Source organism: Phytoactinopolyspora mesophila (genome assembly GCF_010122465.1).
In the GTDB taxonomy this organism is placed as follows: Bacteria; Actinomycetota; Actinomycetes; order Jiangellales; family Jiangellaceae; genus Phytoactinopolyspora; species Phytoactinopolyspora mesophila.
This window is the reverse complement of record NZ_WLZY01000005.1, coordinates 156248-182915: the sequence shown is the minus strand read 5'-3', so window position 1 is coordinate 182915 and position 26668 is coordinate 156248. Positions and strand designations below refer to the sequence as shown.

General features: G+C 65.8%; 22 protein-coding genes. 6 read left to right on the top strand and 16 right to left on the bottom strand.

Annotated elements, in window-relative coordinates; all coding sequences use genetic code 11:
* Positions 1-64 precede the first annotated feature (64 nt).
* The gene (gene gmd, locus F7O44_RS15730; protein WP_162451216.1) at positions 65-1078 is read left to right on the top strand and encodes a GDP-mannose 4,6-dehydratase; all 1014 of its coding nucleotides are present in this window, start codon (positions 65-67) and stop codon (positions 1076-1078) included.
* Between the two features lie 78 nt (positions 1079-1156).
* Here the strand turns inward: gmd and galE are convergent, their stop codons facing one another.
* From galE to eat, 11 genes are all read right to left on the bottom strand, one after another.
* Positions 1157-2140, bottom strand: coding sequence for a UDP-glucose 4-epimerase GalE (gene galE, locus F7O44_RS15725; protein ID WP_162451215.1), 984 nt, complete (start codon positions 2138-2140; stop codon positions 1157-1159).
* Between the two features lie 21 nt (positions 2141-2161).
* On the bottom strand, positions 2162-3688 hold the full coding sequence (locus tag F7O44_RS15720; RefSeq protein WP_162451214.1) for an oligosaccharide flippase family protein: 1527 nt from the start codon (positions 3686-3688) through the stop codon (positions 2162-2164).
* Positions 3685-4935, bottom strand: coding sequence for an O-antigen ligase family protein (locus tag F7O44_RS15715; RefSeq protein WP_162451213.1), 1251 nt, complete (start codon positions 4933-4935; stop codon positions 3685-3687). Before F7O44_RS15715 ends, F7O44_RS15720 begins: the two co-directional genes overlap by 4 nt.
* 81 nt (positions 4936-5016) lie before the next feature.
* Positions 5017-5949: a glycosyltransferase family 2 protein gene (locus F7O44_RS15710; RefSeq protein ID WP_162451212.1), complete on the bottom strand. Its 933-nt coding sequence runs from the start codon at positions 5947-5949 to the stop codon at positions 5017-5019.
* Positions 5949-6392: an FAD synthase family protein gene (locus tag F7O44_RS15705; RefSeq protein WP_222851407.1), complete on the bottom strand. Its 444-nt coding sequence runs from the start codon at positions 6390-6392 to the stop codon at positions 5949-5951. Before F7O44_RS15705 ends, F7O44_RS15710 begins: the two co-directional genes overlap by 1 nt.
* Positions 6389-7189, bottom strand: a complete 801-nt coding sequence (locus F7O44_RS31910) for a CDP-alcohol phosphatidyltransferase family protein (protein WP_162451211.1) — start codon at positions 7187-7189, stop codon at positions 6389-6391. The genes F7O44_RS15705 and F7O44_RS31910 overlap by 4 nt, the downstream gene beginning before the upstream one ends.
* Positions 7186-10803, bottom strand: coding sequence for a fibrinogen-like YCDxxxxGGGW domain-containing protein (locus F7O44_RS15695; protein WP_162451210.1), 3618 nt, complete (start codon positions 10801-10803; stop codon positions 7186-7188). Before F7O44_RS15695 ends, F7O44_RS31910 begins: the two co-directional genes overlap by 4 nt.
* A gap of 221 nt (positions 10804-11024) precedes the next feature.
* Positions 11025-11816 carry a superantigen-like protein SSL4 gene (locus F7O44_RS15690; protein WP_162451209.1) on the bottom strand — a complete coding sequence of 264 codons (792 nt, stop codon included), beginning with the start codon at positions 11814-11816 and terminating at the stop codon, positions 11025-11027.
* Between the two features lie 109 nt (positions 11817-11925).
* On the bottom strand, positions 11926-12801 hold the full coding sequence (locus F7O44_RS31905) for an alpha-1,2-fucosyltransferase (protein WP_162451208.1): 876 nt from the start codon (positions 12799-12801) through the stop codon (positions 11926-11928).
* A gap of 110 nt (positions 12802-12911) precedes the next feature.
* Positions 12912-13700 carry an alpha/beta fold hydrolase gene (locus tag F7O44_RS15680; protein WP_162451207.1) on the bottom strand — a complete coding sequence of 263 codons (789 nt, stop codon included), beginning with the start codon at positions 13698-13700 and terminating at the stop codon, positions 12912-12914.
* Positions 13701-13780: 80 nt separating this feature from the next.
* Positions 13781-15286 carry an ethanolamine permease gene (gene eat / locus F7O44_RS15675; RefSeq protein ID WP_162451206.1) on the bottom strand — a complete coding sequence of 502 codons (1506 nt, stop codon included), beginning with the start codon at positions 15284-15286 and terminating at the stop codon, positions 13781-13783.
* A gap of 337 nt (positions 15287-15623) precedes the next feature.
* Between eat and F7O44_RS15670 the strand changes: the two genes are divergently transcribed.
* Genes F7O44_RS15670 through F7O44_RS15650 form a run of 5 tightly spaced genes read left to right on the top strand, consistent with a single transcriptional unit; the run spans position 15624 to position 20753 of the window.
* On the top strand, positions 15624-16988 hold the full coding sequence (locus tag F7O44_RS15670) for a glutamine synthetase family protein (protein WP_162451205.1): 1365 nt from the start codon (positions 15624-15626) through the stop codon (positions 16986-16988).
* Complete coding sequence (locus tag F7O44_RS15665) at positions 16969-17757, top strand: gamma-glutamyl-gamma-aminobutyrate hydrolase family protein (protein WP_162451204.1); 789 nt, start codon at positions 16969-16971, stop codon at positions 17755-17757. The genes F7O44_RS15670 and F7O44_RS15665 overlap by 20 nt, the downstream gene beginning before the upstream one ends.
* Positions 17758-17807: 50 nt before the next feature.
* On the top strand, positions 17808-19178 hold the full coding sequence (locus F7O44_RS15660) for an aldehyde dehydrogenase family protein (protein WP_222851406.1): 1371 nt from the start codon (positions 17808-17810) through the stop codon (positions 19176-19178).
* Positions 19178-19945, top strand: a complete 768-nt coding sequence (locus F7O44_RS15655; RefSeq protein WP_162451202.1) for a 3-oxoacyl-ACP reductase — start codon at positions 19178-19180, stop codon at positions 19943-19945. The genes F7O44_RS15660 and F7O44_RS15655 overlap by 1 nt, the downstream gene beginning before the upstream one ends.
* Positions 19946-20003: 58 nt before the next feature.
* Positions 20004-20753: a FadR/GntR family transcriptional regulator gene (locus F7O44_RS15650; RefSeq protein WP_162451201.1), complete on the top strand. Its 750-nt coding sequence runs from the start codon at positions 20004-20006 to the stop codon at positions 20751-20753.
* 54 nt (positions 20754-20807) lie between these two features.
* Here F7O44_RS15650 and cysN read toward each other — a convergent pair whose 3' ends face one another.
* From cysN to F7O44_RS15625, 5 genes are all read right to left on the bottom strand, one after another.
* Positions 20808-22097, bottom strand: coding sequence for a sulfate adenylyltransferase subunit CysN (gene cysN, locus F7O44_RS15645; protein WP_162451200.1), 1290 nt, complete (start codon positions 22095-22097; stop codon positions 20808-20810).
* A complete protein-coding gene (gene cysD, locus F7O44_RS15640; protein WP_162451199.1) occupies positions 22097-23005 on the bottom strand; it encodes a sulfate adenylyltransferase subunit CysD in 909 nt (302 codons plus the stop codon). Before cysD ends, cysN begins: the two co-directional genes overlap by 1 nt.
* Positions 23002-23814, bottom strand: coding sequence for a 3'(2'),5'-bisphosphate nucleotidase CysQ (locus F7O44_RS15635; RefSeq protein WP_162451198.1), 813 nt, complete (start codon positions 23812-23814; stop codon positions 23002-23004). The genes cysD and F7O44_RS15635 overlap by 4 nt, the downstream gene beginning before the upstream one ends.
* 252 nt (positions 23815-24066) lie before the next feature.
* Positions 24067-24855, bottom strand: coding sequence for a DeoR/GlpR family DNA-binding transcription regulator (locus F7O44_RS15630; protein ID WP_162451197.1), 789 nt, complete (start codon positions 24853-24855; stop codon positions 24067-24069).
* Between the two features lie 408 nt (positions 24856-25263).
* Positions 25264-26490 (bottom strand): exopolysaccharide biosynthesis polyprenyl glycosylphosphotransferase, encoded by a 1227-nt coding sequence (locus F7O44_RS15625; protein WP_162451196.1) that lies wholly within the window; start codon positions 26488-26490, stop codon positions 25264-25266.
* Between the last annotated feature and the right edge of the window lie 178 nt (positions 26491-26668).

The window sequence follows — 26668 nt, the reverse complement described above, 5'->3', positions numbered from 1 at the left end:
AGACATAAAGTACCCACAATGGGCGCAAGGGGGCTTGCGTCGCCTGAGCAGGGGGGCTTGCGCGATGGCGAAGAATGCTGTCATCACTGGTATCACCGGGCAGGACGGCTCATATCTAGCCGAATTGCTGCTGGAAAAGGGCTACCAGGTCCACGGTTTGATCCGCAGATCGTCCAGTTTCAATACCGACCGCATCGATCACATATACGAGGAACCACACGATCCGGACCGGCGGCTTACTCTGCACCATGCGGATCTGTCCGACGGTGTCGCGCTGGTCAATTTGCTCCGTGACATCCAGCCGGATGAGATCTACAACCTCGGTGCGCAGTCGCACGTCCGGGTGTCGTTCGACGCGCCGTTGTACACCGCCGATATCACCGGCACCGGACCACTGCGACTGCTCGAAGCCGTCCGGGCCAGTGGCGTGGCGACCCGGATCTACCAGGCGTCGTCGTCGGAGATGTTCGGCTCCGCACCGCCGCCGCAGAACGAGCAGACCCGTTTTCACCCCCGCAGCCCTTACGGCTGCGCCAAGGTCTTCGGCTACTGGACGACAGTGAACTACCGCGAGGCGTACGGCATGTACGCCGTCAACGGGGTCCTGTTCAACCATGAGAGCCCTCGTCGTGGCGAGACGTTCGTCACCCGCAAGATCACCCGTGCCGTGGCCCGGATCAAGGCCGGCCTGCAGGAAAAGCTCTACTTGGGCAATCTGGACGCGGTCCGCGACTGGGGCTACGCACCGGAGTACGTCGACGCGATGTGGAGGATGCTCCAGCAAGACGAGCCCGACGACTACGTGGTGGCCACCGGCGAGGCCCACACGGTGCGCGAATTCTGCGAAGCGGCGTTCTCGGCCGTGGGTCTCGACTGGCGCGAGTATGTCGCCTACGACGCTCGCTACGAGCGCCCGGCCGAGGTGGACGCGTTGATCGGCGACCCGTCGAAGGCCGAGCAGGTGCTGGGCTGGAAGCCGACAGTCATGTTCGACGAACTCGCCCGGATCATGACGGAGGCAGACATATCCGCCCTGGACGACGAGCTGAACGGCCGCACGGTACGTGTCGACCGCTGAGAACGGCGTTCAGGGCGAGCCGGCCGCCGCCCCGGGCGGGCCGGCCCTTCGACGTCTTGTGGACGGCGGCGTAAAGGCTCAGGAAGTCAAGACCCTGTCCGGTACCCGCAAGCAGGCTTCCCACGCGGAGGCGATCATGTCGTCGAGTGTACGGACTGCCTTCCATTGGAGCTCGCGGTGAGCCCGCTCCACAGCCGCCACGACGGCCGGTGAGTCTCCCGCACGGCGCGGCTCGACCACGGGTGCCACGTCGCTCCCGGTGATCGACATCGCCACCTCGACGACCTCCCGTACCGACACACCACGTCCGGTACCGATATTCAGCGCACGACCGGACGAGAGGTCACCGTTCTCGAGCGCCTGAGCGGCGGCGATGTGCGCGTCGGCGACGTCGGCGACGTGGATGTAGTCGCGCACGCAGGTGCCGTCGGCCGTCGGATAGTCGTCACCGAAGATGCGCGCCGGTCGTCCCCGCATGACAGCGTCGAGCACAATCGGCACCAAGTTCGCCAGATAGGTATCGGCCAGTCCCGGCGAGGCAGCGCCGGCGACATTGAAGTACCGCAACGCCGTGGTGCGCATGCCACATGCCGCACCCACGCCATGCACCAGCCACTCCCCGGCCAGCTTCGTCTGCCCGTACGGAGTGGTCGGCAGGCACATGACGTCTTCGTCCACCACCGTCGATCCGGGATTGCCATACACCGCGGCGCTGGAGGAGAAGAGGAAGTTCCGCACACCCGCCCGGGCACACTCGTCGAGCAGGATGCGCAGCGCTTCGACGTTCTCCCGGAAATAGACCGACGGCTGCCGCAAGGACTCGTCCACACGCTTCTTCGCCGCGAGATGGATGACGCCGGTGATGTTGTATGCGGTGAAGATCTGCCGCACCGCGGCCTGATCCAACAAGCTCACGTTGACCACCGGAACGCCGGTGGCTACCCGCGAAGAGTCGCCCGTCGAAAGGTCGTCCACGATGACGACGTCCATCTCCGCCGTGACCATACTGGCCACCACGTGCGCACCGATATACCCGGCGCCCCCTGTCACAAGCCAGCTCATGTTCCCCCCAATGTCCGAAACTCACGACGCCGGCACGCTCAAACGACGCCGACGCAACGACGACACGATCGTGTCGATTCCAAGCCGGCGCCTGAACATCCAGCACAGGCAGACGTAGACAACTCCCCCGGCAAGGAGCATGATGACCACGCCCGATAGGCCGTCGCCCACCATCGCGCGCAGCGCAAGACCGCCCGCGCCGAACACCAATAACGGCAACGCCGCCGGCAAGGCCAAGCTCGCCGGTGACACGTGGACACCCATGCCCTTGTGTACTTGCCACGCGGCGAGCGATGTGTCGACGGCCACGGTGACCGCCCAGGCAACGGCGGCGCCGACGACGCCCCAAACCGGAACCAGTACCACGTTGAGGCCGACGTTCACTCCGAGCGCCGCCGACTTGTCGGCGAGCTGCCAACTGCTTTTCCCACCCATCAACAGCACGGTCTGCACCATCCCGGCCGCGGCCGCCAGTGCCATGGTGAGACTCATGATCGTCAACGCGTTCGAGCCTTGAGCGAAACCTGGTCCGAAGATCGACAGTATGCCTGGAGCGAAACAGGCCAGCATCAGATAGAACGGCCAGGACATCAGCACCATGGCCCGGGTGACGACGACGAACAGCCGGCGCGCCTCGGCCACATCGTTGCGAGCCAGTGCAGCACTGACCATCGGCGCCACGGCCACCCGTGCCGCCTGCTGGACCACCTGTCCGGCCCGGACACTGCGGCTGACCACGGCATAGATCCCGGCTTCGGCGGGCGACAGGAATGCGGCCACGATGAGAACATCAACCCATTCGAGGAGGATCTCCACGGCGGCTGACACACCCCTGGCGCTACTGAACCCCCAGAACCGCCGCCGCAGAACACGAGTTGCCTCGTGGTTCTCTGGTACACCTTCAAGACGACCTCGAGTGCGGCGCGCCAGCTGACGCGCCAGGATTGCTACCGCGATGACGGCGACGATCGGCAGCGGCACGATCCACGCCTTCAGCACGTCGACGAGCCCGGCGCCGGCCAGCAGCGCTATCCCGATCAACACGAAACGCCCAACCGGCAACGCGACGTTCTGCAGCACGGTGAAGGTGGCGACGCTACCGAGGCCCCGAGTGGCTCCCAGCACAACCGCCAGCAAGGAGGCGAGCACGACAAACGGCACCAGCATCCGGACAATCTGCTCCGTTGGCACGTCCGGCGATGCCGACAAGAAGCCGGCCAGCTGTGGTGTCAGCATCCATGCGGCGGCCGTCAGCACGGCGCCGACACAGACCACAGGAACGATCGCGGTGCGGACCAGCGGGCGCAGTTCTCCGTTGCGACCGGTCGCTACCGACCCGGAACAGAACCGGACCAGGCCCGTATCCGCACCCAGCTCCAGGACATTGGCGAGAATGATGAAGACCGCGATGACCTGGAAGAACGTCCCCGTACCGTCGGTACCAAGCCCGCGCCCGACGATGATCCCGATACCGAAGTTGACACCCGCGCCGGTGACGGCGCCCACCAAGCTGATCAGGCCTGCCCGGGCCAATCCGCCGCGGCTCACGTTCGGACCTCATCCGCACCGTAACGTTCCCTGAGGAGAAGGCCGGCCACTAGCACAACAGCCAGCATCTGCATCGTGTCCAGTCCGTAGAAGAAGATCAAAACCGATGCTGTCACCAGGCAGCTGTGCATCCAGAGCCGACCGGTGTCACAGGCAGAGAACCAGGTCCGAAGCGTCGCCCCCCAGAGGAAAAGCAGGAACAAGGCCAGTCCGACGAATCCGTAGGAGAACATCACCATCCAGACGTGCCCCTGGGTCCCCACCGAGATCCCGTGCACAAGCGATGGACGTGGCGCGCCCCAGCCCAGCAACGGTGACTCCAAGGTCCGGGTAAACGTCTCTTCATACAGCGACGCCCGCCCGCTGGTGGTGTCGCTGTATTCCTGCCGCGTGGCGATCGAATCGAGCAGCCCCGCATACACGAACACGCCGACGACGAGGCCGCCGGTGCTGACGACCGCAAGCAGTGTCTTGACCTGGCCCCGTCCGGCGAGACGGAGGACGACATAACCCACCGCGATACCGAGCCCGATGAACATTCCCCGGTTCGACGATGCCAAGGCCGGAGGCACAAGAGCCGCGAGTCCCACGACGATCAGTCGGCGGGCACCTTTTGAGCGGAAGAAGCGCAGTCCCGCGATAGCCAACGGAGTGAGCAACACCACCGCTGTCCCCCAGCTGTTCGCATAGGGGAAGGGCGCAGCCGGGCGGACAAACGGCTCCGGCGCCCCCCATGGCCGCTGCACCTCAGCGAACGGTGGGAAGACCAGATCCTGGACATACTCGTTACCCGCAAGCGCCCCCGGAAGCAACAAACCGGCCGGCGTGCTCAGCCGCACGTCCGGCCATAACGTCCCGAGATAGCCACCCACCACGACGGTCAGCCACACGACGGTCAGCCCGGCGAGCACCCGCCGGATACTCAACTGTTCCCGAGCGCTCACGACGTAAAGCAGCACCACGGCGATCGCGGCCAGATTGGCGAAGCGCAGCCCATAACCGAGCAGGCGCAGCGGCGAGTCCAGCATCTGTGCAGCCGGCACGATCCAGAGCACGAAGGCGAACCACGGCAGCATCCCGGGCACGATCGTCTCGCCTCGCCGCACGATCATGAAGCCGGCCATGATCATCGCCAGCCCGATCGGCGCGAACGGCGAGAGCCCGAGTAGCCAGAAGACCGGGAATCCCCAGAGCAGCACGTCGACCGGCCACGCCGGCAACGGCCGGCTACCGTCACTCGGTGCCACCCATGGCAGCCTGGAGGGGCGCGCCACTCTTGCCGAGCCGGATGATCTCGGACGCCTCGGCAACACAAATGCGGTGGACATCTACAGTCCTCGTCCGCGCTCCTGGACCTTGTCCAGCAGCCACTGCGCTTGGATCACACCGGCGGCTACAGCGACGGCACCGTAGGCCCGCAACTGGCTCGGGTCGTGCGCGAGTGCGCGTCCGGCCCAGCGTAACGCCGGACGACGACGCGCCCGTGCCGCGTGGGCGAAGGCGATCTGCCCCTCTATGCGGGCAAGCCCACGCCGCTCACCCGCGAACTCCGGCACCTGGTCCAGGATGTAGGCAAGCCCTTCACTGATCACATCCCATTTCCCGGCGAAGTACGACGGACGGGCCCAGTCGATCTTCACCAACGGCTCCGGCACGGCCACGACGTCTCCCAGCCTGGACGCCCGTAGCAGCAGCTCGTAGTCCTCGCCGTAGGATCCCGGCAATGCCTCGTCTACCAGGCCGATCCGGCCGCCGTCCAGGTCGGTCCTGCGGAACAACAGTGAAGAGGGGTGGATAGCCGTGACCCGGGAACGCAGCAGATCACGGAACGTCGTGCGCTCCGGCGCCGTCCGTTCGTGTTCCCCGTCCTCGTTGGCGATCACGATCCCGGTGGCCACGCAGCTGGCCTCGGGTTCCTCCGCCCACAGCTGAACCTGGCGGCGCAACTTGTGGACCAGCCACTCGTCGTCGTCATCGCAGAACGCGACCAGCTCACCTGAGGCTGCCCGGATACCGGAGTTCCGCCCACCTGCCAGCCCGGGCGTGCGGCTGTTGCGGATGAGTTCGAGTTTGCGGTTGTCCGCGACCGGCACGTCCACCGGGTGCGGTTCGCTGCGATCGAAGACAACGATGCACTGCACAGGCCCGGCGTAGTCCTGCTCGAGCACGGCCGAAACGGCTCGGCGCAACAGTTCCGGCCGGTCGCGGGTAGCGATCACCACGGTGACGGCCGGTTGATCGGCCGGTTCCAGGCGGCTCATCAGGCGCCGCCGACCGCGGTAGCAAGGTAGGTCCGCAGCAACGTACTGGAGGTGCGGATCGTGTACGGAAAATAGACGACTTCCACGCCGAGCTCGCTCATGGCCTGCTCCAGCCGCGTGCCCTTCTGGGTGCCCCGCCAGTCGTCACCTTTGAAGATCACGTCGAAGGGGCGTGTCCGCCACGCGACGGTCTTGTCCGGGGACGTGTCCGGCACTACCTCATGGACGTACTGAATGCTGCCGACGATCTGCATCCGCTCGTCGAATGGCACCACCGGGCTGTGATTCTTGACCTCCTCGACGACCTCGTCCGTCACCACCCCGGCTACCAGGTGGTCGCAGTACGTGCTCGCCTGCCGGAGGATGTTGAGATGGCCGATGTGGAACATGTCGAACACGCCGGGTACATATCCGACCCGTTTCGTCGCTGCCTCGTTGGTCACGAGACCCCCCTTGTGATTGTTGCGTCGTGCAGTGCTGCCTGCAGGTGCCGCATCTCGCGGAAGCGCCGCACCAGTGAGGCGAGCGCAAGCAGCATGTTGGCTCCCAGCAGGCCCGCATACACCCAGACGAACACCCACGGCCAGGCCAGGAAGACGAAGACCAGGTTGATCACACCTGGATCGGACGGAAGCTGAATGATCGAGCGGCCCTTCTGGTCCGTCTGCGCATCCGCTGGTGACGGCATCGGCTCCCGCCGACGAAGTTGCTCAGCCAGCATCTGACCGAAGAACCGGACCATGGTGGTCAGCAGGAAGAGCATCGGCAACAGCAGGACCCAATCCGGCAGGTCGGCGAACCGGTAGAGGGAGATCAGCAGCGCTAGGTGCAACGCCGGGTTCCGGGCCGCGTCCACGACGTGGTCGAGCCATTCACCGGCCGGCCCACCCGACCCGGTCAGCCGGGCCAGCTGACCGTCGGCAGAGTCCAGCGCGTAGCCGATGACCAGCAAGACGGTCGCGGTCAGGGCCAGCCAGAGCGCCGGGCTGACTGTCACCACCAGCGCGAGGGCCGCCGCCGAACACAGTGCGCTGAGGCCGGTCACCTGGTTCGGGGTGAGCCTCACCGTGTATGCCCAGGCCGCGGCGTAGCGACCTAAGCGGCGGTTCACGTACCGGGTGTACAGCGGGACTCCGGCCTGACTCTTCTGGGCTCCGCTCAGTTCGTTGAGCGCAGCGCCGAACCGCCCACGCCGGCGGTGCGCCGGCGCGGGTGGGTCGGCATGGTCCTGCGCCGTCACTGCGCGGTGCCGAGGCCGAGGTCGAAGCTGATGTCCGGAGTGCTCCGATAGTTCAGATGAACCTCGGCCGCGACCACGTTCGTCCCTTCGACCAGCACGTCCGCCGGCAATGTCACCGTCACCGGGTTGTTGACCGCCGTATTAGTTCTCGGCGCCGCCGTGGCGTAGGTCCCCCCGGTGATGGTGCCGGACGGCATATTCCACCGGCCGATCTCCTCGCCGTTGACATAGACGACGACGCCGTCGTCGGCCCGGGTCAGCATTTCCAGCTCGTCCAGCGCTTCTGGATCATCGACATCGAACTCGTGCCGGAAGTACGCCGCCAGCGGCCGCGTCTCACCCGACGGCACATCGATGTTCGTCTCTATCGAAGCCGACCCCCAGCCCAGAACCGCCGGCCCCTCGTTCCACGACGACGCGTTGAAACCAGGCTGTGCCCACTCGGCATCGACCGCGGCCGACTCGTACCGCCAGGACCAATCCGCCCCCTTCTCGACGAGCACGACCGGCTCTGGAGGTGGCGGTTCGCCCTCGTCCGTACGAGCGCTGACAACGGCCGGCTCGGACGTCCGCCCGAAACCGTCGACCGCGACGATTTCCCAGCTGTACTCCGTGTCCGGTTGCAGCCCTTCGACCAGGTAGGAGAGCTCCGGCATGTCGACGTCGACGTCCGTGGCTCCGTCCCGGATGATCCGGTGTTTGACAACTGCCTCGTCGTCGGGGTCCTCCCACTCCAGGAGCACCTGGTTCTCACCCTGGACCGTCGCCGTGGCGGCCGGTGCCGTAGGTGGCGGCACCTCGGACTCGTTTTCGGTGAGAGACAGGTCGAAGCTGACGTCGGGTGTGCTGCGATAGTTCAGGTGAACCTCGGCGGCCACGACGTTCGTGCCGTCCTCCAGCACATCGCCCGGGATCGTCACGGTGACCGGGTTGGCCCTGGCGGTGTTCGTCCGCGGTGCGGCGGTGGCGTACGTCCCCCCGGTGATGGTGCCGGAAGGCATGTTCCACCGGCCGGCTTCTTCACCGTTGACGTATACGACCACGCCATCGTCGGCCCAGGTCTCCAGGTCGAAACTACTGATGGCGTCGGCGTCGTCCACGTCGAACTCGTGCCGGAAGTACGCCGCCAGCGGCCGGGTCTGCCCCGATGGCACATCGATGTTCGTCTCCACGGCTGTCGAGCCGAACCCGAGGATGGCCGGGCCTTCGTTCCACGACGAGGCGTTGAAACCAGGCTGTGCCCAGTTCGCGTTGACCGCTGCCGTCTCATAGCGCCACGACCAGTCCGAACCGTATTCCACCAGCACGCCTGGCTCCGGCGGCAGTGGATCGCTGAGGTCGAGCACGGTTGTGCTCGCCGAGCGGTTGCCGGTGCTGTCCACTGCGCGGACGAAGAACCGGTCGTCGTCGCCGGCCGCTGACGGCACCTCCAGCGTCGTGTCAGGTGTCACGAATATGACCTGGCCACCGCGCATGAGCTCGTATTCCACGTTACTCGACGACGACGCCTGCCAGCTCAGCCGGACGGTGTCGTTGTCGATGCGCTGGCCGCCGAGATTGCTCGGTGCCGAGGGCGCAGTGGTGTCCCGTTGCGCGAAGCGTGCAAATCCACCCACCCATTGATTGCCACCGCTGGCGTTGAGGCCGGAGATGAAGTCGCCGCCGATCCACACCGTGCCGTTGCTGTCGCCGAAGATTCCCCACGCCCCGTGCCCACGATCCGTACGCATGATCGGATTGAAGTCGGGAATGACGTCGCCACTCTCCGAATCCCAAGCCGAGACCCAGCCGATCTTGTCGGCCTGCGTCCAGTCCGTGCCGACGCCGGGCCAGAAGAAGGCGTTGGAGTAGTTCCAGTCGTCACAATGGCAGCCGGCATAGACAACACCGTCGACAACAGCCATCGCCTGGAAGTCGCCACCCGCCTTGGTGATGTTCCCGGACAGCCGGTCGAACGTCGCGGTGCTGAAGCTGAACACCGAATGCTCGGCGCCGCCGACCCACACCCGGTCGCCGGACTCTCTGATCGCCTGCTGGTAGTTGGTCCGGTCCGCGGGCCTGCTCCAGGTCGGTGTCCACGCAGGTGTAGCCAGCGGGGCACCCGCCACGGTCCGCACAGCCGCGGCGCGAAGTGCGGGCTCGCCGTTGGAATGTCCGAAGTAGCCGGCCGCGTACAGCCGGGACCCGTCGTCGCTGGCGTCGATATCGACCGCCGTGCCGTCGAAATTCGGGTTCCAGTTGGCGTCCGGAGTTCCGTTGGCCACCGAGAACCGGGCGCCCGATCGGGCGTAGATGGGGCTGGAGACGCTGCCACCGGACATGTGCGTGAACGCGCCACCGGCGTACAACCAATCACCCTTGACCGACAGACTGCGTACGCTCAAAAAGCCGCTGGTCAGCCGGTTCTCCATATCGACATGCCATGAGCTGTCCGTAGCCCCGGTAGTGGGATTGAGCGCCACCATTCCCCGGGCTGTGCTGCCGTTGACTTGGCTGAATTCGCCCCCGGCGATCAGCCGACCATCCGGTAGCACGGCGAGCGCCTTGACCTGGTTGTTGAAGGTGGGCCGGAATCCGGAGATCCACTCGCCGGTATCCACGTGGAACGCGGCGAGGTAGGACTGCTCGACCCGGCCGGCCCCGGCGGCATTGCGCTGCACCCACCGGAAGTTGCCGGCGACGTACACGTAGTCACCGATCTGGACGAAGTCCTGTACCTCGGTGGCCAGCTCGCTAGTGCTGCCATTGGCACGCCCTGCCACGCCCCAAGGCTGCGGCAGCACACCGTTTTCGATGATGCCCGGCAGTTCTTCGGCCGGGCTCCCGGCGTCAGGAACGTCCGGGAAGTCAAGGTCTTCGAGCTTCAACCGTGGCCGCAGGAACACCTGGGTGAAGGGACGCGCCTGGCCGGTGCCGATGGAGTTGGACCACAGATAGCTCGTCGGCGAGGTGGATCCGGAGACCAGGCTGCCGAAAGCCCAGCCGGCCGTCCAGCCTTGCGCCTGGGTCTTGGTGGTGATGACCCTGTTGAACTGCTGGTTGGTGCCGAAGCTACTGGTCTGGCCCCCGGAGCCGGTTGTGGTACCGAACCGGAAGGAACCCACACGGTGTTCAGCCGGGAACGTCCACACCCAGCGATCGCGGTTGGCGAAGTTGAACCGAGCCTCTTGCCATTGCGTGCCACCGGTGTTCATCGCCCGGCGCAGCCGGATGCCGTCGGGCACCTGGTCGACTCGTCGGCCATCCAGTAGACCGTCGATGACCTGCGACGACAGCTGCCGCGGCTGGAACGCGTCCGGCCCGTTCACGACGGAGCGCACCTGCGCTGTTGTGCCGAGCCCTTCGTAGGTATTGCGCCAACCCTCACGGCCACGGCCGATGAGCACCCAGCCGCCGCCATCGGTGGTCATGTCGCAGTAAAACTGTTCTGGCGCTTTCAGCGTGGGCGTGACCAGCCAGTACACACCGTCTTGCGCGGACGGCGTGTTCTGCTTGATCTCCCAGCAGGACGCGGCGGCAGTGAACTGACTCTGCCCATCCGGTGGCTCGGCCGCGGCCGATGCGCCGGACGCCATGACGAGCGTTGACGTGACTAACGTAGATACAGCGAGCACGCGGGTAGCACCCGCGAACACCCGCCGTCGCCGGCGGATTCCCATGACTTGCCCCCCAAGCCTTTCCTCACCCTCGCGGCGTATGCTATCCCATTCCCGCGCACTTGTCGCCGTTTCGGATTATTGGATTCATTTATTCGGTTTTATGTTCCTTGCTAGAGCTCTGCGTTAAAGCCACTTTGAGCTGATCTTCCACACCCAGGGCGGGCCTGCCGGACTCGTTAGCAATCCGCATCATCCGGGAAGGTGTGATCGACCACCATCCACTGCCCGTCCACGTGCTCGACGCGGTATTGATGCAGCGTACGACTGGGCCCGTCGTCGACTGGCCCTCGGACGGAGTCGCCGGACTTGTCGACCAGATCGATATCCGCCGTGTCCAGACAAGCGGATAACTCGACCGACGCCGGCGATGCCGAGACGTCCACATCGCCCGGACGGAACTCGACGATGTCAACGGTGCCGCTCTGCCGCCATTCGACGCTCTCCAATTCGGTGACACCGGCCTGGACCTCGCTGTAGGCGACGCCGCCGGCAATCTCAGCCAGCGCACTCAGATCCGCCCCCGGGTCCTGATACGCCGCATCACTTTCGGCAAGGAACTCGGCGAGCACCCGCTCGGCCTCGCGGACAGCCTCGTCAGGATCGATCTCACCGTCCGCCGGAGGCGATGTCGGCTCCGACGTGGCGTCGTCATCGGCGACGTCATCATCGTCATCGTCCGGCGCGGCGGTCGGTTCCGTTGTCGTCTCCGGATCGGGCGACCCGTCGTTCGGAGTCGGCTCCGGAACCGGCGTCTGATCGTCGTCCGGCGTCGGAGTTCCGGTCTGCTGCGCCGGCGGCCGCTCAGCCGAGCGCGGGTCTTCGTCCGAAGATCCCGACGTCGCCAGCATCACCCCGGCGACAATGACCGCTGCCACACCGATACCCAGTGCCGCAAGGCCTCGCGGACGTCGCCACCACGGCTGCCCGCTGCCCGAGCTGTTGTCCGGCTCGCCGTCGTCGATTGTCACGTCGTCATCCACGGTGTTCCCCCCTAAATGGCCCAGCCGTCAGGCCGGCCCACCCGTTTGCTCTACCGGCTACACACCGGCCGTCGTTCAGCCGCAAAGACCACTGGTCCTAGTGCCTCGTCCATGTAGCCGGCACCAGGTCGTCCGCCGACGTGTCCGCGTCGGCGAACCACTGTGCCGGCGCCACCACCCCTGAGTCATTGCGCCCTAGCCACCCTGCCCACCAGCTGAATGAGCTGTTCGCAATGACACGTGCCGAGCATGCCGCCATCAGAGCGATCTCACCTGCGGCATCACGGGTGACGCCGGCAGGACAAACCTCATCATCCGGAGCCGCGAGATGTTGCCGGACCCACGGCAAGTCGTCGCTGAACCAGATTCGACGAGTGTGCCCCCACTTGGCCACCGTGTCCAGGGCCTGTTGGTAGTAATGCGTCCCGAGCACGCCGTGATGGGCGGCGGCCACCGGATTGCTGACGTAGTCACCCCGGCGAACATGCAACGCCACACTGGACGGGTCGTCGGCCAGTTCGCCCTGAAGGTCCCGCCCAGCCGGCGTGAGGTGGCCAGCGAGAAAGTCGGTTACCTGCCGTCTCACGTCGTCGGCGATGTCCTCGAAGTACTTGTACGACTGAAAATAGCCATACAAGTAGCTCCCGCCCATTCCTCCCTCGAGCACTCGAGGACGCAGGGACTTGTCGTAGCCGAATCGCTCTTCTTCGACCAGCCTCGGAATGACCCCGCCACGCAAGGCGCCGGCCCGTTGTGCGGCAACCAAGGCCAGGCCGGCCGGCCGCGGAATGCGCCGAATACCCTCCGCCAGCGAGCCGAGCGCCATCGGCCGGGATCCACGGCAGCGCACCGTGTCCAGCCGAAGCCGGATTCCCTGCCGTCGCAGGGACGTGGCGAATGCCCACTGGAACAGCTGGTTGCCCAGCCCGCCCTGCAGGGCGAGTATGGCTCGGGAGTTCGAACGCCGAAACACAGAAGAACCATATCCGGCAATTCAACATTTGGCGTCCTGGACGACTGCGCCCACTTTCAGCACCGAGCCGAAAACGGCTAACCGCAGGCGATCACCTACGACCTAGGGTCCTATTGCGCCCATTGTTCTGGATCGCGCAGTTTGGGTGGCAGCCGTTGATCAATGACCCAACTTCGCACCATTGCGTTGAACAGTTCCGGCCGCTCGGCGTTCCAGTGCTGGCTCGCATCCGGCACGTACTTGGCCCGGCCAGCGGCGAAATGACCGGCCAATGGCCGCAGCGAGCGAAGGACCAGCCGGTTCTCGTGTTCACCCGCAACAGCCAGCATCGCGCAATCGATCTTCTTTCGTCCGTCCGGTAGGTCGAAATTGACGATCTCACTGACGATTTTCATGACCACCTGCCGCGGCACCGGCCGGGACCAGGCCCGCGAGCCCGCATCGTCTTCGGCCGCTTCGCCGTCGTGTTCGCCGGCCGTTGGCGAGGAGGTGAAACTGCTGTACCTGGCCACTAGCTGGCCACGCTGCCACACACGCGCGCTGAACGACGCCGGCAGAATGCTCACCCCGGAAGCGATAGCACTGGTGACCAGCTCCGGGTTGCGCATAGCCAACCGGATCGCGACACAGCCACCCAGCGACAGACCCACGATGCCGGCCGGACCACCGATCTTGTTCCGGATGAACTCAGCAACCTGATCAGCGGTGTCGTTCAGCGATGTCCACGCTACCGTCGAGCTGCCGGTGTGGCCTGGCAGGTCGACGACGTAACAGCGCATGTCACTGGACAGATCCCGCACCTGCGGTCGCCATATTCGCCCGCCGTCGGGCGAGGCACCGTGCAGGAAGACCACCGGACAGCCTTCCGCCAGCCCACTCTCCGCGACGTACAAGCCCACAGAACAGAAGCGTAGCGATCAAGCAGCCATCCCAATACCCCGAACGCGAGACATCCTGTTCAGCGTGGCTGGCCTGCCGGTCACTCCACATCGAGCGTGTGTGCGCCACCGGCCAGCTCCGCCTCGGCTCGCTGGATCGCTTCGAACTCCTCCTCCGGAGCGTTGGCCACCAGGCGGTGGCGGGAGTAGAACCAGAAGTAGGCCAGGGCGGCGACGAAGATCCCCGCCACGATGGCCGCGGCCGTGAGGTCCACCAGAAACACCGCGATCAACGCGGTGGCGGCAAGGACCAGCGCGACGCTGGTGGTCACGGTCCCGCCGGGCGTCCGGTAAGGCCGCTCCATCTCCGGCTCCCGCCTGCGCAGCACGATGTGCGCCACCATCATCAGCACGTAGGATGCCGCGGCACCGAACACCGCGATCTGAATCATCAGGTCGCCGGCCTGGGTGATCGAGGCCAGGGCGAACCCCACCGTGCCAGGAATGATCAGCGCGAGGTACGGGGTGCGACGACGACTAGTAACAGACAGCCAGCGCGGCAGGTACCCAGCCCGGGACAACGCGAAGAGCTGACGCGAGTACGCGTAGATGATGGAGAAGAAGCTGGCGATCAGTCCGGCGAGGCCGACGTAATTGACGAAGTCGGCGAGGAAGTTGTTCCCGCCGTACGCCTGCCGTACCGCCTCCGGCAGCGGATTGTCGGAGTCCATGAGCGCCTGCGCTCCGGCGCCGCCCGGCGCCATCACCAGTATCATCGCCGCGGTGACCAGCAGAATGGTCATGCCGACGATGATGCCTCTCGGCATGTCCTGCTTCGGATTGCGTGCCTCCTCCGCGGCAAGCGGAACCCCCTCGATCGCGAGGAAGAACCAGATTGCGAAGACGAGAGCGCCCCAGACGCCCATGATGCCGAAGGGCAAGAAGGAGCTGGCGCCGAACGAGTCGGTCATCGGGATGTCGAACAGGTTGTCGACATCGAACTGGCCGGCCATACCGATGACGAAAACGACGAGTGCCACCATCGCGAGCCCGGTGATGACGAACATCAGGCGCAGCGCTTCGCCGACACCCCAGAGATGGATGCCGACGAAGACCGCGTAGGCGGCGAGGAACACCGGCCAGCCGCTGGTGAGACCAAACAGACCAAGGGCTTCCACATAGCCACCGATGAACACCGCGATCGCCGCCGGCGCGATGGCGTACTCGATCAGGATCGCGGTGCCGGTGGCGAACCCACCCAGCGGCCCCAGGGCCCGACGGGCGAAACCGTAGCCAGCGCCGGCAACCGGCATCGACGCACTCATCTCGGCGAGCCCGAAGACCATACACGTGTACATGAGGGCCATGAGGACGGTGGCGATCAACAGGCCGCCCCAGCCGCCCTCGGCCAGGCCGAAGTTCCACCCCGCGAAGTCCCCGGAGATCACATAGGAGACGCCGAGACCGGCGAGCAGCACCCAGCCCGCTGCTCCTCGGCGGAGCTTCCGGCGCTCGAAATACTCGGTGCCCTTCGTCTCGTACTCGACGTCCACACCGTGAAGATGCTGGTGACTTGCGTGAAGATCATGTTGATCGCCCGTCGTCATCGGAGCTCCCGTCCTCAGCTGATGGGTCGAGCCGCGCTCGCCTGCGGGCCGGCCACGAAGCCACGGCTAATGGAATAGAGTCAGTCCATTGAGCCATTGATCGCAGGATCATGGCACGCACCACGGAGCACGGTCAAGGGTCCGCCCCCGACCATCACGCGAGCCGCGCAAGCGGTGGGCGTGAGCCGGATCCTCGCAGCGCACGATCATCAATTGACGTTCCGCACCATCACTGCTTACATCTTGACTCAAAGGGCTATTCTTAGACCTTTAAACGCTACGATCCACATCCGCCACCATCCATGGCCCCGGAAACGCGGCAGCGAAAGGAGAGGCCATGCCTCCGTCCGATGGACTGCTCAGTCTCGACGAATTGCGCGCGCTCGTGGACAACGGCCAGATCGACACCGTGCTGGTTGCGGCCACCGACATGCAGGGACGGTTGCAGGGCAAAAGATGCGCCGCGCCGTATTTCCTCGATGTGGTAGCGCCACACGCAGCGGAGGCGTGCAGTTATCTGCTCGCCGTCGATGTCGACATGAACACCGTGGACGGATACGAGATGTCGTCATGGGACAGCGGCTACGGCGATTTCGTCCTGAAGCCGGACTTCACCACACTCCGACTGGTGCCGTGGCTCGAGGGCACCGCCCTGGTCCTTTGCGACCTGCAGTGGGAAGACGGCACAGACGTCGTCGCGTCTCCACGACAAATCTTGCGCAAGCAACTGGAACGGCTGGCGCACACCGGCCTCGAGGCCTATGTCGGCACCGAGCTGGAGTTCATCGTCTTCAAGGACAGCTACGAGACCGCCTGGCAGAAGGCCTACCGCGGGCTCGAGCCCGCCAACCAGTACAACGTGGACTACTCGATGATCGGCACCGGCCGGATCGAGCACCTGCTGCGCAGGATCCGCAACGGGATGACCGGTGCCGGTATGTACGTCGAGTCCGCCAAGGGAGAGTGCAACCTCGGTCAGCATGAGATCGGGTTCAGGTACGACGACGCCCTCACCACCTGCGACAACCACAGCATCTACAAGACCGGCGCGAAGGAGATCGCCGCGCAGGAAGGCATGAGCCTGACGTTCATGGCCAAGTTCGACGAGCGCGAGGGCAACTCGTGCCACATCCACATGTCGCTGCGCTCCACCGGCGGCGATCCTGTGCTTGCCGGTGAGCAGCCGTACGGCTTCTCCCCCCTGATGGAACACTTCCTGGCCGGCCAGCTGGCTTGCCTGCGCGACTTCAGCCTCTTCTTCGCCCCGAACGTGAACTCCTACAAGCGCTACGCACCCGGGAGCTTCGCGCCCACGGCAGCCGCATGGGGCCCGGACAACCGCACCTGCGCGTTGCGTGTCGTCGGCCACGACCTTGCCCTGCGGGTCGAGAATCGGGTGCCCGGCGGCGACGTCAACCCCTACCTCGCGGTGGCCGCGATGATCGCATCGGGCCTTCACGGCATCGAGCGTGAACTCGCCCTGGAACCACCGGTGATGGGCAACGCCTATGCGTCCGACCAGCCACACATGCCCACCACGCTGGGTGAGGCCGCACAGTGCCTGGAGGAAAGCAAAGTGGCGGTTGCGGCCTTCGGCGAGGACGTCATCGCGCACTACCTCAACGGTGCCCGGATCGAGCTGGCCGCCTACGACTCCGTGGTGACCGACTGGGAGAGGTTCCGTGGTTTCGAACGGCTCTGAGCGCAGGCCGCTGATCGGTCTGACCACCTACCTCGAACAGGCGCAATGCCAGGTATGGGATACCGAGTTCGCGCTCCTGCCCAGCACATACGTCACCGCCGTCGCCGCTGCCGGAGGCGTGCCGGTGCTGCTGCCGCCGGCCGGCGCAGGCGCCGCGGAGATCGTGCAATCCCTCGACGGCCTGGTGATCTCCGGCGGCGCGGACATCGACCCGTACTTGTACGGGGAGCGGCCCCATCCCAAGACCACCGGGAGCCGGCCCGTCCGCGACGCGTGGGAGGTCCGGCTGCTGAACCTGGCGCTTGACCGTGGGCTTCCGGTGCTCGGTGTGTGCCGCGGGATGCAACTGCTCAACGTCGCGCTCGGCGGCAGCCTGACCCAGCACCTGCCCGAGACGGTCGGGCACGACGCACACCGCCCGGACCCCGGCGTATTCGGAACCACCCCTGTCCAGATCCGCGAAGGCAGTCGCGTGGGCCGGATCCTGGGTGGCCGCTGTGCCGTGCCCTGCTACCACCACCAGGCGCTGGGCCGGGTCGCCACGTCGCTCGAGGCGGTGGGCTGGGCCGAGGACGGCACCGTCGAGGCAGTAGAACTGCCCGGACCGGCGTTCGTCGTCGGTGTGCAGTGGCATCCGGAGCAGGATTCCAGCGATATCCGGCTGTTCCAGGCTCTCGTCGACGCGGCAGAGGCCGCCGCCGCACCGGCGGCCAGCGACGACACACCCACCACGTCCCGGGCACCCGTACAACACGCAGCCGAAGGATGATCCGTGCGAAACGAGGCGGCAGCGCCCAGCACATTCGAGGAGGAACCACGGTGAACACCACCTTCGACGTGATCAACCCCGCGACGGAACAGGTCGTCCGCACGGTGCCGTTGGCCACCGTGGCCGACACGGACGCGGCGATCGATCGGGCCGCAGCCGCCCAGAAGACGTGGCGTGAGCTGGCGCCGGCCGACCGAGCCCGGTTGCTCCGTAGCTTCGCCGAAGCGGTGGACGCGGACCTCGAGAACCTCGCCGCCCTCGAGGTGCAGAACGCCGGGCACACCCTCACCAACGCGCGAGGGGAAGCGGCAAACGTCCGCGACGTTCTGCACTACTACTCCGCCGCGCCCGAGCGGCTGTTCGGCCGCCAGATTCCGGTCCAGGGAGGTGTCAGCGTCACCTTCGCCGAACCCATTGGCGTCGTCGGTGTCATCGTCCCGTGGAACTTCCCGATGCCGATCGCCTCCTGGGGATTCGCACCTGCGCTCGCCGCGGGCAACACGGTCGTGCTCAAACCGGCCGAGCTCACCCCGCTCACGGCGCTCCGGCTGGCCGAGCTGGCTCTCGAGGCCGGGCTGCCACCGGACGTGTTCCAGGTGATTCCCGGCAAAGGGTCGGTCGTGGGCGAGCGATTCGTCACCAACCCGGCCGTTCGCAAGGTGGTCTTCACCGGGTCAACGGCCGTCGGCCAGCAGATCATGGCCGGCTGTGCTCGGCAGGTGAAGCGGGTGACGCTTGAACTGGGCGGCAAGAACGCCAATATCGTTTTCGCCGACGCCGACATCGAACGTGCTGCCGCCACCGCGCCCTACGGGGTGTTCGACAACGCCGGTCAGGACTGCTGCGCACGTTCGCGGATCCTGGTCCAGCGCAGCGTCTTCGACCGGTTCATGGAGTTGCTCGAGCCGGCCGTCAAGGGCGTCCGGGTCGGCGATCCGGCGGATGCGGACTCCGAGATGGGACCACTGATCTCGGAAGCACAGCGCCAACGGGTCACTTCATTCGTCCCGGACGACGCGCCGATCGCGTTCCGGGGTAGCTGCCCCAACGGACCGGGGTACTGGTACGCCCCGACCGTGTTGGCCCCCGTCGAACCGAACTCTCCGGCATGGACCGACGAGATCTTCGGCCCCGTCGTAGCCGTGATGCCGTTCGAGGACGAAGCCGAGGCGATCCGCCTGGCCAACGACACCAACTACGGGCTCGCCGGTTCGCTGTGGACCCGCGACGTGGGACGCGCGCTGCGGGTGGCGCGAGGGGTAGAGATCGGAAACTTGTCGGTCAATTCGCACTCCGCGGTGCGTTATGCCACTCCGTTCGGCGGATTCAAACAATCCGGCCTGGGCCGGGAACTCGGTCCGGACGCTCTCGAGGCGTTCACCGAGACCAAGAACGTGTTCATCGCGACAAAGGAGCAATGATGGGTGAGCGACTCGACAACAAGGTAGCCGTGGTCACCGGAGGTGGCAGCGGCATCGGGCTGGCCTCGGCCAAGCGGTTCGCCGCGGAGGGCGCCAAGGTCGTGATCGCCGATATCGACCCCGCGGCGGGCAAGGCAGCCGCCGACGCCACCGGCGGCACCTTCGTGCAGACCGACGTCACCAGTGAGAACGACGTCGCGAACCTCTTCGCCACCGCACACGGCACGTACGGCTCGGTGGACATCGCGTTCAACAACGCCGGCATCTCGCCACCCGATGACGACTCGATCCTGACCACCGGCATCGAGGCGTGGCGCAGAGTGCAGGAAGTCAACCTCACCTCCGTCTACCTCTGCTGCCAAGCGGTGGTCCCGTACATGCAGCGGCAGGGTAAGGGCTCGATCATCAACACCGCTTCGTTCGTCGCCGTCATGGGTGCGGCGACATCACAGATCTCATACACCGCGTCCAAGGGCGGCGTCCTTGCCCTGTCCCGCGAGCTTGGCGTTCAGTTCGCCCGTGAGGGGATCCGGGTGAACGCGCTCTGCCCGGGCCCGGTCAACACACCCTTGCTCAAGGAGCTCTTCGCGAAAGACCCGGAAAAGGCCCAGCGCCGGTTGGTCCACGTCCCCGCCGGCCGGTTCGCCGAACCGGAAGAGATCGCCGCGGCGGTGGCGTTCCTTGCCAGCGACGACGCGTCGTTCATCACCGCATCGACGTTCCTCGTCGATGGCGGCATCTCCGGTGCCTACGTCACACCGCTGTAGCGCACCCGCCGCGCTCGGAGACGATGTAATAGCGTGAGGGCGGATCCAGGAGGGCGGCTTGACTAGTAGCAGCGAGACGGCAACCGACCGGACGGGCTCGGCTGACGACGCGCTGTTCCGTCCGGTGCGTGCCGGCAACGCTTTCGAAGAGACCGTCGAGCGCCTGCTCCAAACCGTTCGGCTCGGCGTCGTCGCCCCCGGCGACCGGCTGCCGACCGAACGTGAACTCGCCGCCAAGTTCAACGTCAGCCGGGTCACCCTCCGCGAGGCGATCCGCGCATTACAGCAGGCCGGCTACGTGGAGTCGCGCCGCGGCCGTTACGGCGGGACCTTCGTGGCTGAAAGCCTGCCCCGGCCAGATCGCAGGAGCCTCAAGCGGTTGGCCCAGCAGATGGGCAGCGGGCTGGACGACGCGCTGACGCTACGAGACGTACTCGAGACCGGCGCCGCGGAGGCCGCCGCCAAACGGGACTTGTCCAGACACGAGCGGGAGTACCTGCACCGCCGCCTCGAAGCTACCGCGACTTCCAACCTGGAGAATTACCGGCGCCTCGACTCCAGGCTGCATCTGGCCATCGCGGAGGCGACGGGTTCGGCGTCCCTGACCTCCGCCGTCGCCGACGTCCGGATGCGGATGAACGAACTGCTCGACGCCATCCCCCTGCTCTCACGCAACATCGAACACTCAAACCAGCAGCACGCCGCCATCATCACGGCCATCCTCGACGGCGACGCGGAGGCGGCGCGCCAGGCGATGGCCGAGCACGTGTCCGGAACCGCCTCACTGCTGCGCGGGTTCCTCGCCTGACCGACCTGCCCGGTACGACCCTGGCCGTTGCGACGGGCTGGGCCCCCGCCGTGCTCAGCTGGCGGCGGTGATCATCCCGGCGCCGACGGTCCGGTTGGTGGATTCGTCCACCAGGATGAACCCGCCGGTGATCCGATTGCGCCGGTATTCGTCGGCGAGCAACGGCGCGGTGGTCCGCAGGCGCACTCTGCCGACGTCGTTGAGGTCGAGCTGCGTGGCGGATTCGTCCCGGTGCAAGCTGTTCACGTCCAGCTTGTACTGCATCTCTTTCACCAGCGCCCGCGCGGATCGGGTGGTGTGTTTGATAGCCAGCTTCTGGCCGGGGACCAGTGGGGTGTCGGCCATCCAGCAGATCATCGCGTCGATGTCCTGAGCCACTGCGGGCCGGTTGTGCGGGCGGCAGATCATGTCGCCCCGGGAGACGTCGAGCTCATCTTCCAGTCTCACGGTCACCGACATCGGAGCGAACGCCTCGGCCACCGGGCCATCGGCGGTTTCGATGGCGGCGATCCGCGATGTCAGGCCGCTTGGCAAGACCATGACCTCGTCACCCTTCTTCAGCACGCCGCCGGCGATCTGCCCCGCGTACCCGCGATAGTCGGCATGCTGTAGTGACTGCGGACGGATGACGTACTGAACAGGGAAGCGAACGTCCACCAAGTTACGGTCGCTGGCGATGTGCACGTGCTCGAGATGATGCAGCAGGGACGAACCCTCGTACCACGGTGTGTTCTCCGAACGGCTGACGATGTTGTCGCCGTGAAGGGCTGAGATGGGAATCGCCGTGAGGTCGGGGATCGCGAGCTTCGAAGCGAAAGCGGCGAATTCGTGGGATATCTCTTCGAAGACCTCCTCCGACCAATCCACCAGATCCATCTTGTTGACCGCGAGCACCAGGTGCGGCACTCGAAGCAGCGACACGATGAACGCGTGCCGACGGCTCTGCTCGACGAGCCCCTTGCGGGCGTCCACCAGGACGATCGCGAGATCAGCTGTGGACGCCCCGGTCACCATGTTGCGGGTGTACTGGATGTGCCCCGGGGTGTCGGCGATGATGAACTTCCGCCGTGGTGTCGCGAAGTACCGGTAGGCGACGTCGATGGTGATGCCCTGCTCCCGTTCGGCCCGCAAGCCGTCGGTGAGCAGCGCCAGGTTCGTGTATTCGTCGCCGCGTTCCTGGCTGGTGCGCTCGACGCTCTCCAGCTGGTCGGTGAAGATCGACTTGGAGTCGTAGAGCAGCCTGCCGATCAGTGTCGACTTGCCGTCGTCCACCGATCCGGCGGTAGCGAACCGGAGCAAGCCCATGTTGTGCGTCATCGGTGCTTTGGTGGCCACGGTGTCCATCAGAAGTATCCCTCTTTCTTCCGGTCCTCCATCGCGGCCTCACTGACGCGGTCGTCACCACGGGTGGCACCGCGCTCGGTGAGACGAGTGGCGGCCACCTCTTCGATGATCTTCTCGATGGTGTCGGCGTCGGACTTCACTGCCGCGGTGAGGGTGGCATCGCCGACCGTTCGGTACCGGACCTTCTCGATGAACGTCGCCTCGTTGTCGCGCGGGCGGCAGAACTCGTTCGCCGCGAAAAGCATTCCGTCGCGTTCGAAGACCTCACGTTCGTGGGCGTGATAGATCGAAGGAACCTCGATCTGTTCCCGGGCGATGTACTGCCACACGTCCAGCTCGGTCCAGTTAGACAGCGGGAACACCCGGATGCTCTCGCCCAGATGGATCCGGCCGTTGTAGAGATTCCACAACTCAGGACGCTGGTTCTTCGGATCCCACTGCCCGAAGTCGTCTCGGAACGAGAAGACACGTTCTTTAGCCCTGGCCTTCTCCTCGTCCCGGCGCGCGCCACCGAACAGGGCGGTGAACCGATTCTTCTCCGCGGCATCGAGCAGCACCGGGGTTTGGATCCGGTTGCGTGAGCCATTCGGCTCTTCGGCCACGAGCCCACGGTCGATGGCTTCTTGTACCGATGCGACAACCAAGCTGACACCCAGCTCGGCGACTCGACGGTCCCGGAACTCCAGAACCTCGGGAAAGTTGTGCCCGGTGTCCACATGCATCACGGGGAACGGTATGGGCGCCGGCCAGAAGGCCTTCTCCGCGAGTCGCAGCATGACGATGGAGTCCTTGCCACCCGAGAACAGCAGGGCCGGCCGCTCTAGTTCAGCGGCCACCTCCCGGATGATGTGGACGGACTCGGACTCGAGGATGTCGAGCTGGCTGAGTTGATAGTCGTGAAGCGTCATGGAGTTGACCTCAAAGCGGCGGTTACCGGATCGGGAGGGTCCTCGGAGCAGGCGGCCACAAGAACGGCGGCGAGCTCGGGCCGGGCGACCAGTAGATCTGGAAGATACGGATTGACGTTGTTATAGCGTAACGGCGAGCCGTCTAACCGGCTGACATGCAGCCCGGCAGCCGCAGCGGCGGCCACGGGCGCGGCGGAGTCCCACTCGTACTGTCCTCCTGCGTGAACGTAAGCATCAGTCTTCCCCCGGATAACCGACGAGACCTTGTAGCCGGCGGATCCCATCGGCACGAGCTCTGCCCCCAAGGCGTTGGCCGCACGCTCGGCGACCGCCGGCGCACGGGTCCGGCTGACGGCGATCCGCCACGGCGGAGGCGACGCGGCGCCGGGAGGGGTGACCCGTGGCGCCAGCGTTGCCGTATCGGAGCAGAGCGTCGTCTTCTCTCCGGGCAATGCCACGGCCCCGGCCATCAGTCGCCCATGCCGCTGATCACGCTGCCAGAGCGCCACGTGCACAGCCCAGTCGGACCGGTGCTCGGCGAACTCCCTGGTGCCATCCAGGGGATCGACGATCCATACCCGCTCTGCTGTGAGACGCGAAGGATCGTCCGCGCCCTCTTCACTCAGAACGGCGTCGGATGGTCGCTCGGCACTCAAGGCTTCGACCAGGAACTCGTGAGCCGCTCGGTCAGCAGCGTGACGAAGATCGGCACGGCTGGCACCGGCGCTCCACGACTCGCGCAACGCGAGCAGAAGCCCGCCCGCCTCGTCTGCGAGGCGGGCGGCCAGGGCCGCGTCGGCGTTCGTCAAGAATCTCCTCAGCTTCGCGTCGACACTCAGGCATTCACACAATCAGGGGTTGCACCGGAGGCGGGCCTAGACGGTGCCCGCCGCCCCTGATCGCGCGCTCCCAAGCCTAGGTGCTATAGCCAACGTAACCGGCAGCTGTTCACATTCCGGGACACTTTGTCCACTATGTGGACGCTCGCTGGTTGAGTTGATAGCTGCGCGAAGGTGGATCCGCCCCCGGCGCGGCGACCGGATGTGCCACAAGACCGCAGCTCAGCTGGGCCGCTCGGGCCCTGGACGCACAAGGCGGACGTCTGCCACCTTCTCCCGGAGCACCTTCTGCGCCTCTTCGGGGAGATGCTCGTCGGTGATGACCACGTCAGCATCCTCCAACGCGGCAATGGTGCTGATCCCGACGGTGGCCCACTTCGTGTGATCAGCCAGCACCACCAAACGACGCCCCGCGGCGACCAAAGCCCGGTCGGTATCCGCTTCGAGCAGATTTGGCGTAGTGAAGCCGGCGATCTCATCCATTCCGTGGACACCGAGAAACACGGCATCCAGGTGAAGCTGACCCAACGCCGACACCGCGATCGGCCCGACGAGCGCGTCGGACGGGGTACGGACGCCGCCGGTCAGTACGACATTCTGCCCGGAAGAGTGCCCAGCGTGTAGCACGTCGGCGACTCGCATCGAGTTGGTCACCACCGTGAGATCGCCGACCTCCCGCAACCTGTGAGCAAGGCTCCAGGTGGTGGTTCCCGCCGACAGGCCCACGGCGCTGCCCGGCGTCACCAGTTCGGCAGCGGCAGCGGCGATGGCCTCTTTCTCGGCCGGTTGCCGAAGCGACTTGGCTTCGAACCCCGGCTCCTCGGTACTGGTGGACCGGCGCGTAGCACCCCCGTGCACCTTGTCGAGCTTGCCCTCACGAGCAAGAGTGTCGAGGTCACGCCGGACCGTCATCTCGGACACGTCAAGGATCTGGGCGAGCTCGGCTACTCGGACAGCTCCCCGCCCGTGCACTTCACCCAGAATCTTCGCGTGTCTCTCTGCAGCGAGCATCTCGCACCACGTCCGATCTACCCGGAACGGCAACCTAGATTCCTGCACCCGTACGGTGATCACGCTACGTATGGCCCCACCAGCCATCAAGGCATGGACACACAAAAGCCCAAGAATGAACATGACCCTAACATCCCGATGGCCCCGACCTGCCTCTCAAGCCAACAGAGCGCCTGGTTAGCCCGCGCGCATTGCCATCTGGGCCAGGGACCGGCACTCAACTGTGGCGATCTGGGCTCGGACAGCACTTCCCCCGGCGCCCTGAACGTCTACGACACGTCGGCAGCAGCCATCTTGCAGATCGTGTGCCGCTCCAGCGGCGCGTCCGGTTGCCGAGCCGGCAACAGAGGCGGTCTCACGTGTCGCGTTCTCAAATGTTCGTTTTGCCGGAAGCAACGGGGTGAGACATCAATAGGCGCCGGTTCCACGCACCACGGCCCGTCCCGTGCGCCACAGAACGTGTGCGTCCATACCCAGCGACCAGTTGTCCACATAACGAAGGTCGAGCCGCACGGTCTCTTCCCACGTGAGGTTCGAACGGCCGCTCACCTGCCACAGGCCCGTCATGCCAGGAACCGCCAGCAATCGGCGCGCCTCCGTCCGGTTGTACTGCTCGACCTCTTCCGGCAGGGGTGGGCGTGGGCCGACGAGCGACATCTCGCCCCGCAGCACATTGATCAGCTGAGGAAGTTCGTCAAGAGAATACCGGCGCAGAATGCGTCCGATGCCGGTGAGACGCGGATCGTCGCGCATCTTGAACATCAGACTGTCTCCGCCGTCGTCGACCAGCTCCGCACGCCGCGCATCGGCGTCGGCATGCATCGTGCGGAACTTCAGCATCGTGAACGTCCGGCCGCCACGCCCGACCCGTGTCTGCCGATAGATGACCGGACCCGGACTGGAGCGCCACACGGCGAGCGCCACTCCAAGCAGCAGCGGGGCCGCAGCCACCAGTAGGCATCCCGCCGCCAGCCGATCCACGAACCGTTTCGCCAGGTGTCGGGCGCCGCCTAGGCGCACCGCGCCGACGTGCAGCAAAGTGGCGGCTCCGGCCCGGCGAGCAGTCATCCGCCGGGTGTAGACGTCCACCGTGCCGAGTTCGCTGACCAGCCGCATGCCTCGTTCGCTGACCGCCCAGTTCAGCAACCGCATGCGGTCGCCACTGAACTGCGATCCCGGCGCGAGACAGACGACGTCAGCGCCTACCTGTCCGGATGCGTCGAGGACCATCCTGACCAGAGTCTCGTCGTCGACGGACTCGAGTTCTGCTCCGGTCGCGGGCAACCGCGTCACCTGCGGCACATCCTCGACGAGCTGGTGTTCACCCTCAATACAGGCCCCGACCACCACATACGGGTGCTCGGTATCCGTGGCCAGCCGATCCACCAGCCCATTGACCTGTGCCCCTGGCCCCACCGCGAGGGTCCGGTAGACCGCGATACCACTGCGGCGCAGAGCTTTGAGCCGCCTGCGCGCCGCTTGCCGGACGGCGAGCGACAGAACCAGTACCAGGGCCGAGAACCCTACGAACTGCACGTGGTCGGCATACGGCCCGCCGCGCCCGGTGACGATACTGAGCAGCAGGAACGCACCCATGGCCCAGGCCGTGCCGATAGCAACACTCTTGGCCACCACAGTGCTGATGTTGATGACTCGCTGATACCCCGGAATAGGCCAACCCGCCGGCACTTCCCCGGCTGGTGGTCTTCCGCGGTCCCCTGTCCTTGCATGCCGGTGCCCACGCAAGCGAGCACCGGTCGGCGAAACGCCGACCGTAGCCATGGCCCCCCCAAGGCTGAAAGTCAGCCACCGA

Coding starts and splice junctions, on each gene's coding strand:
- gmd (WP_162451216.1), top strand. CDS start 65: ATGGCGAAGAATGCTGTCATCACTGGTATCACCGGGCAGGACGGCTCA.
- galE (WP_162451215.1), bottom strand. CDS start 2,140: ATGAGCTGGCTTGTGACAGGGGGCGCCGGGTATATCGGTGCGCACGTG.
- F7O44_RS15710 (WP_162451212.1), bottom strand. CDS start 5,949: ATGAGCCGCCTGGAACCGGCCGATCAACCGGCCGTCACCGTGGTGATC.
- eat (WP_162451206.1), bottom strand. CDS start 15,286: ATGACGACGGGCGATCAACATGATCTTCACGCAAGTCACCAGCATCTT.
- F7O44_RS15670 (WP_162451205.1), top strand. CDS start 15,624: ATGCCTCCGTCCGATGGACTGCTCAGTCTCGACGAATTGCGCGCGCTC.
- F7O44_RS15655 (WP_162451202.1), top strand. CDS start 19,178: ATGGGTGAGCGACTCGACAACAAGGTAGCCGTGGTCACCGGAGGTGGC.
- cysN (WP_162451200.1), bottom strand. CDS start 22,097: ATGGACACCGTGGCCACCAAAGCACCGATGACGCACAACATGGGCTTG.
- cysD (WP_162451199.1), bottom strand. CDS start 23,005: ATGACGCTTCACGACTATCAACTCAGCCAGCTCGACATCCTCGAGTCC.
- F7O44_RS15630 (WP_162451197.1), bottom strand. CDS start 24,855: ATGCTCGCTGCAGAGAGACACGCGAAGATTCTGGGTGAAGTGCACGGG.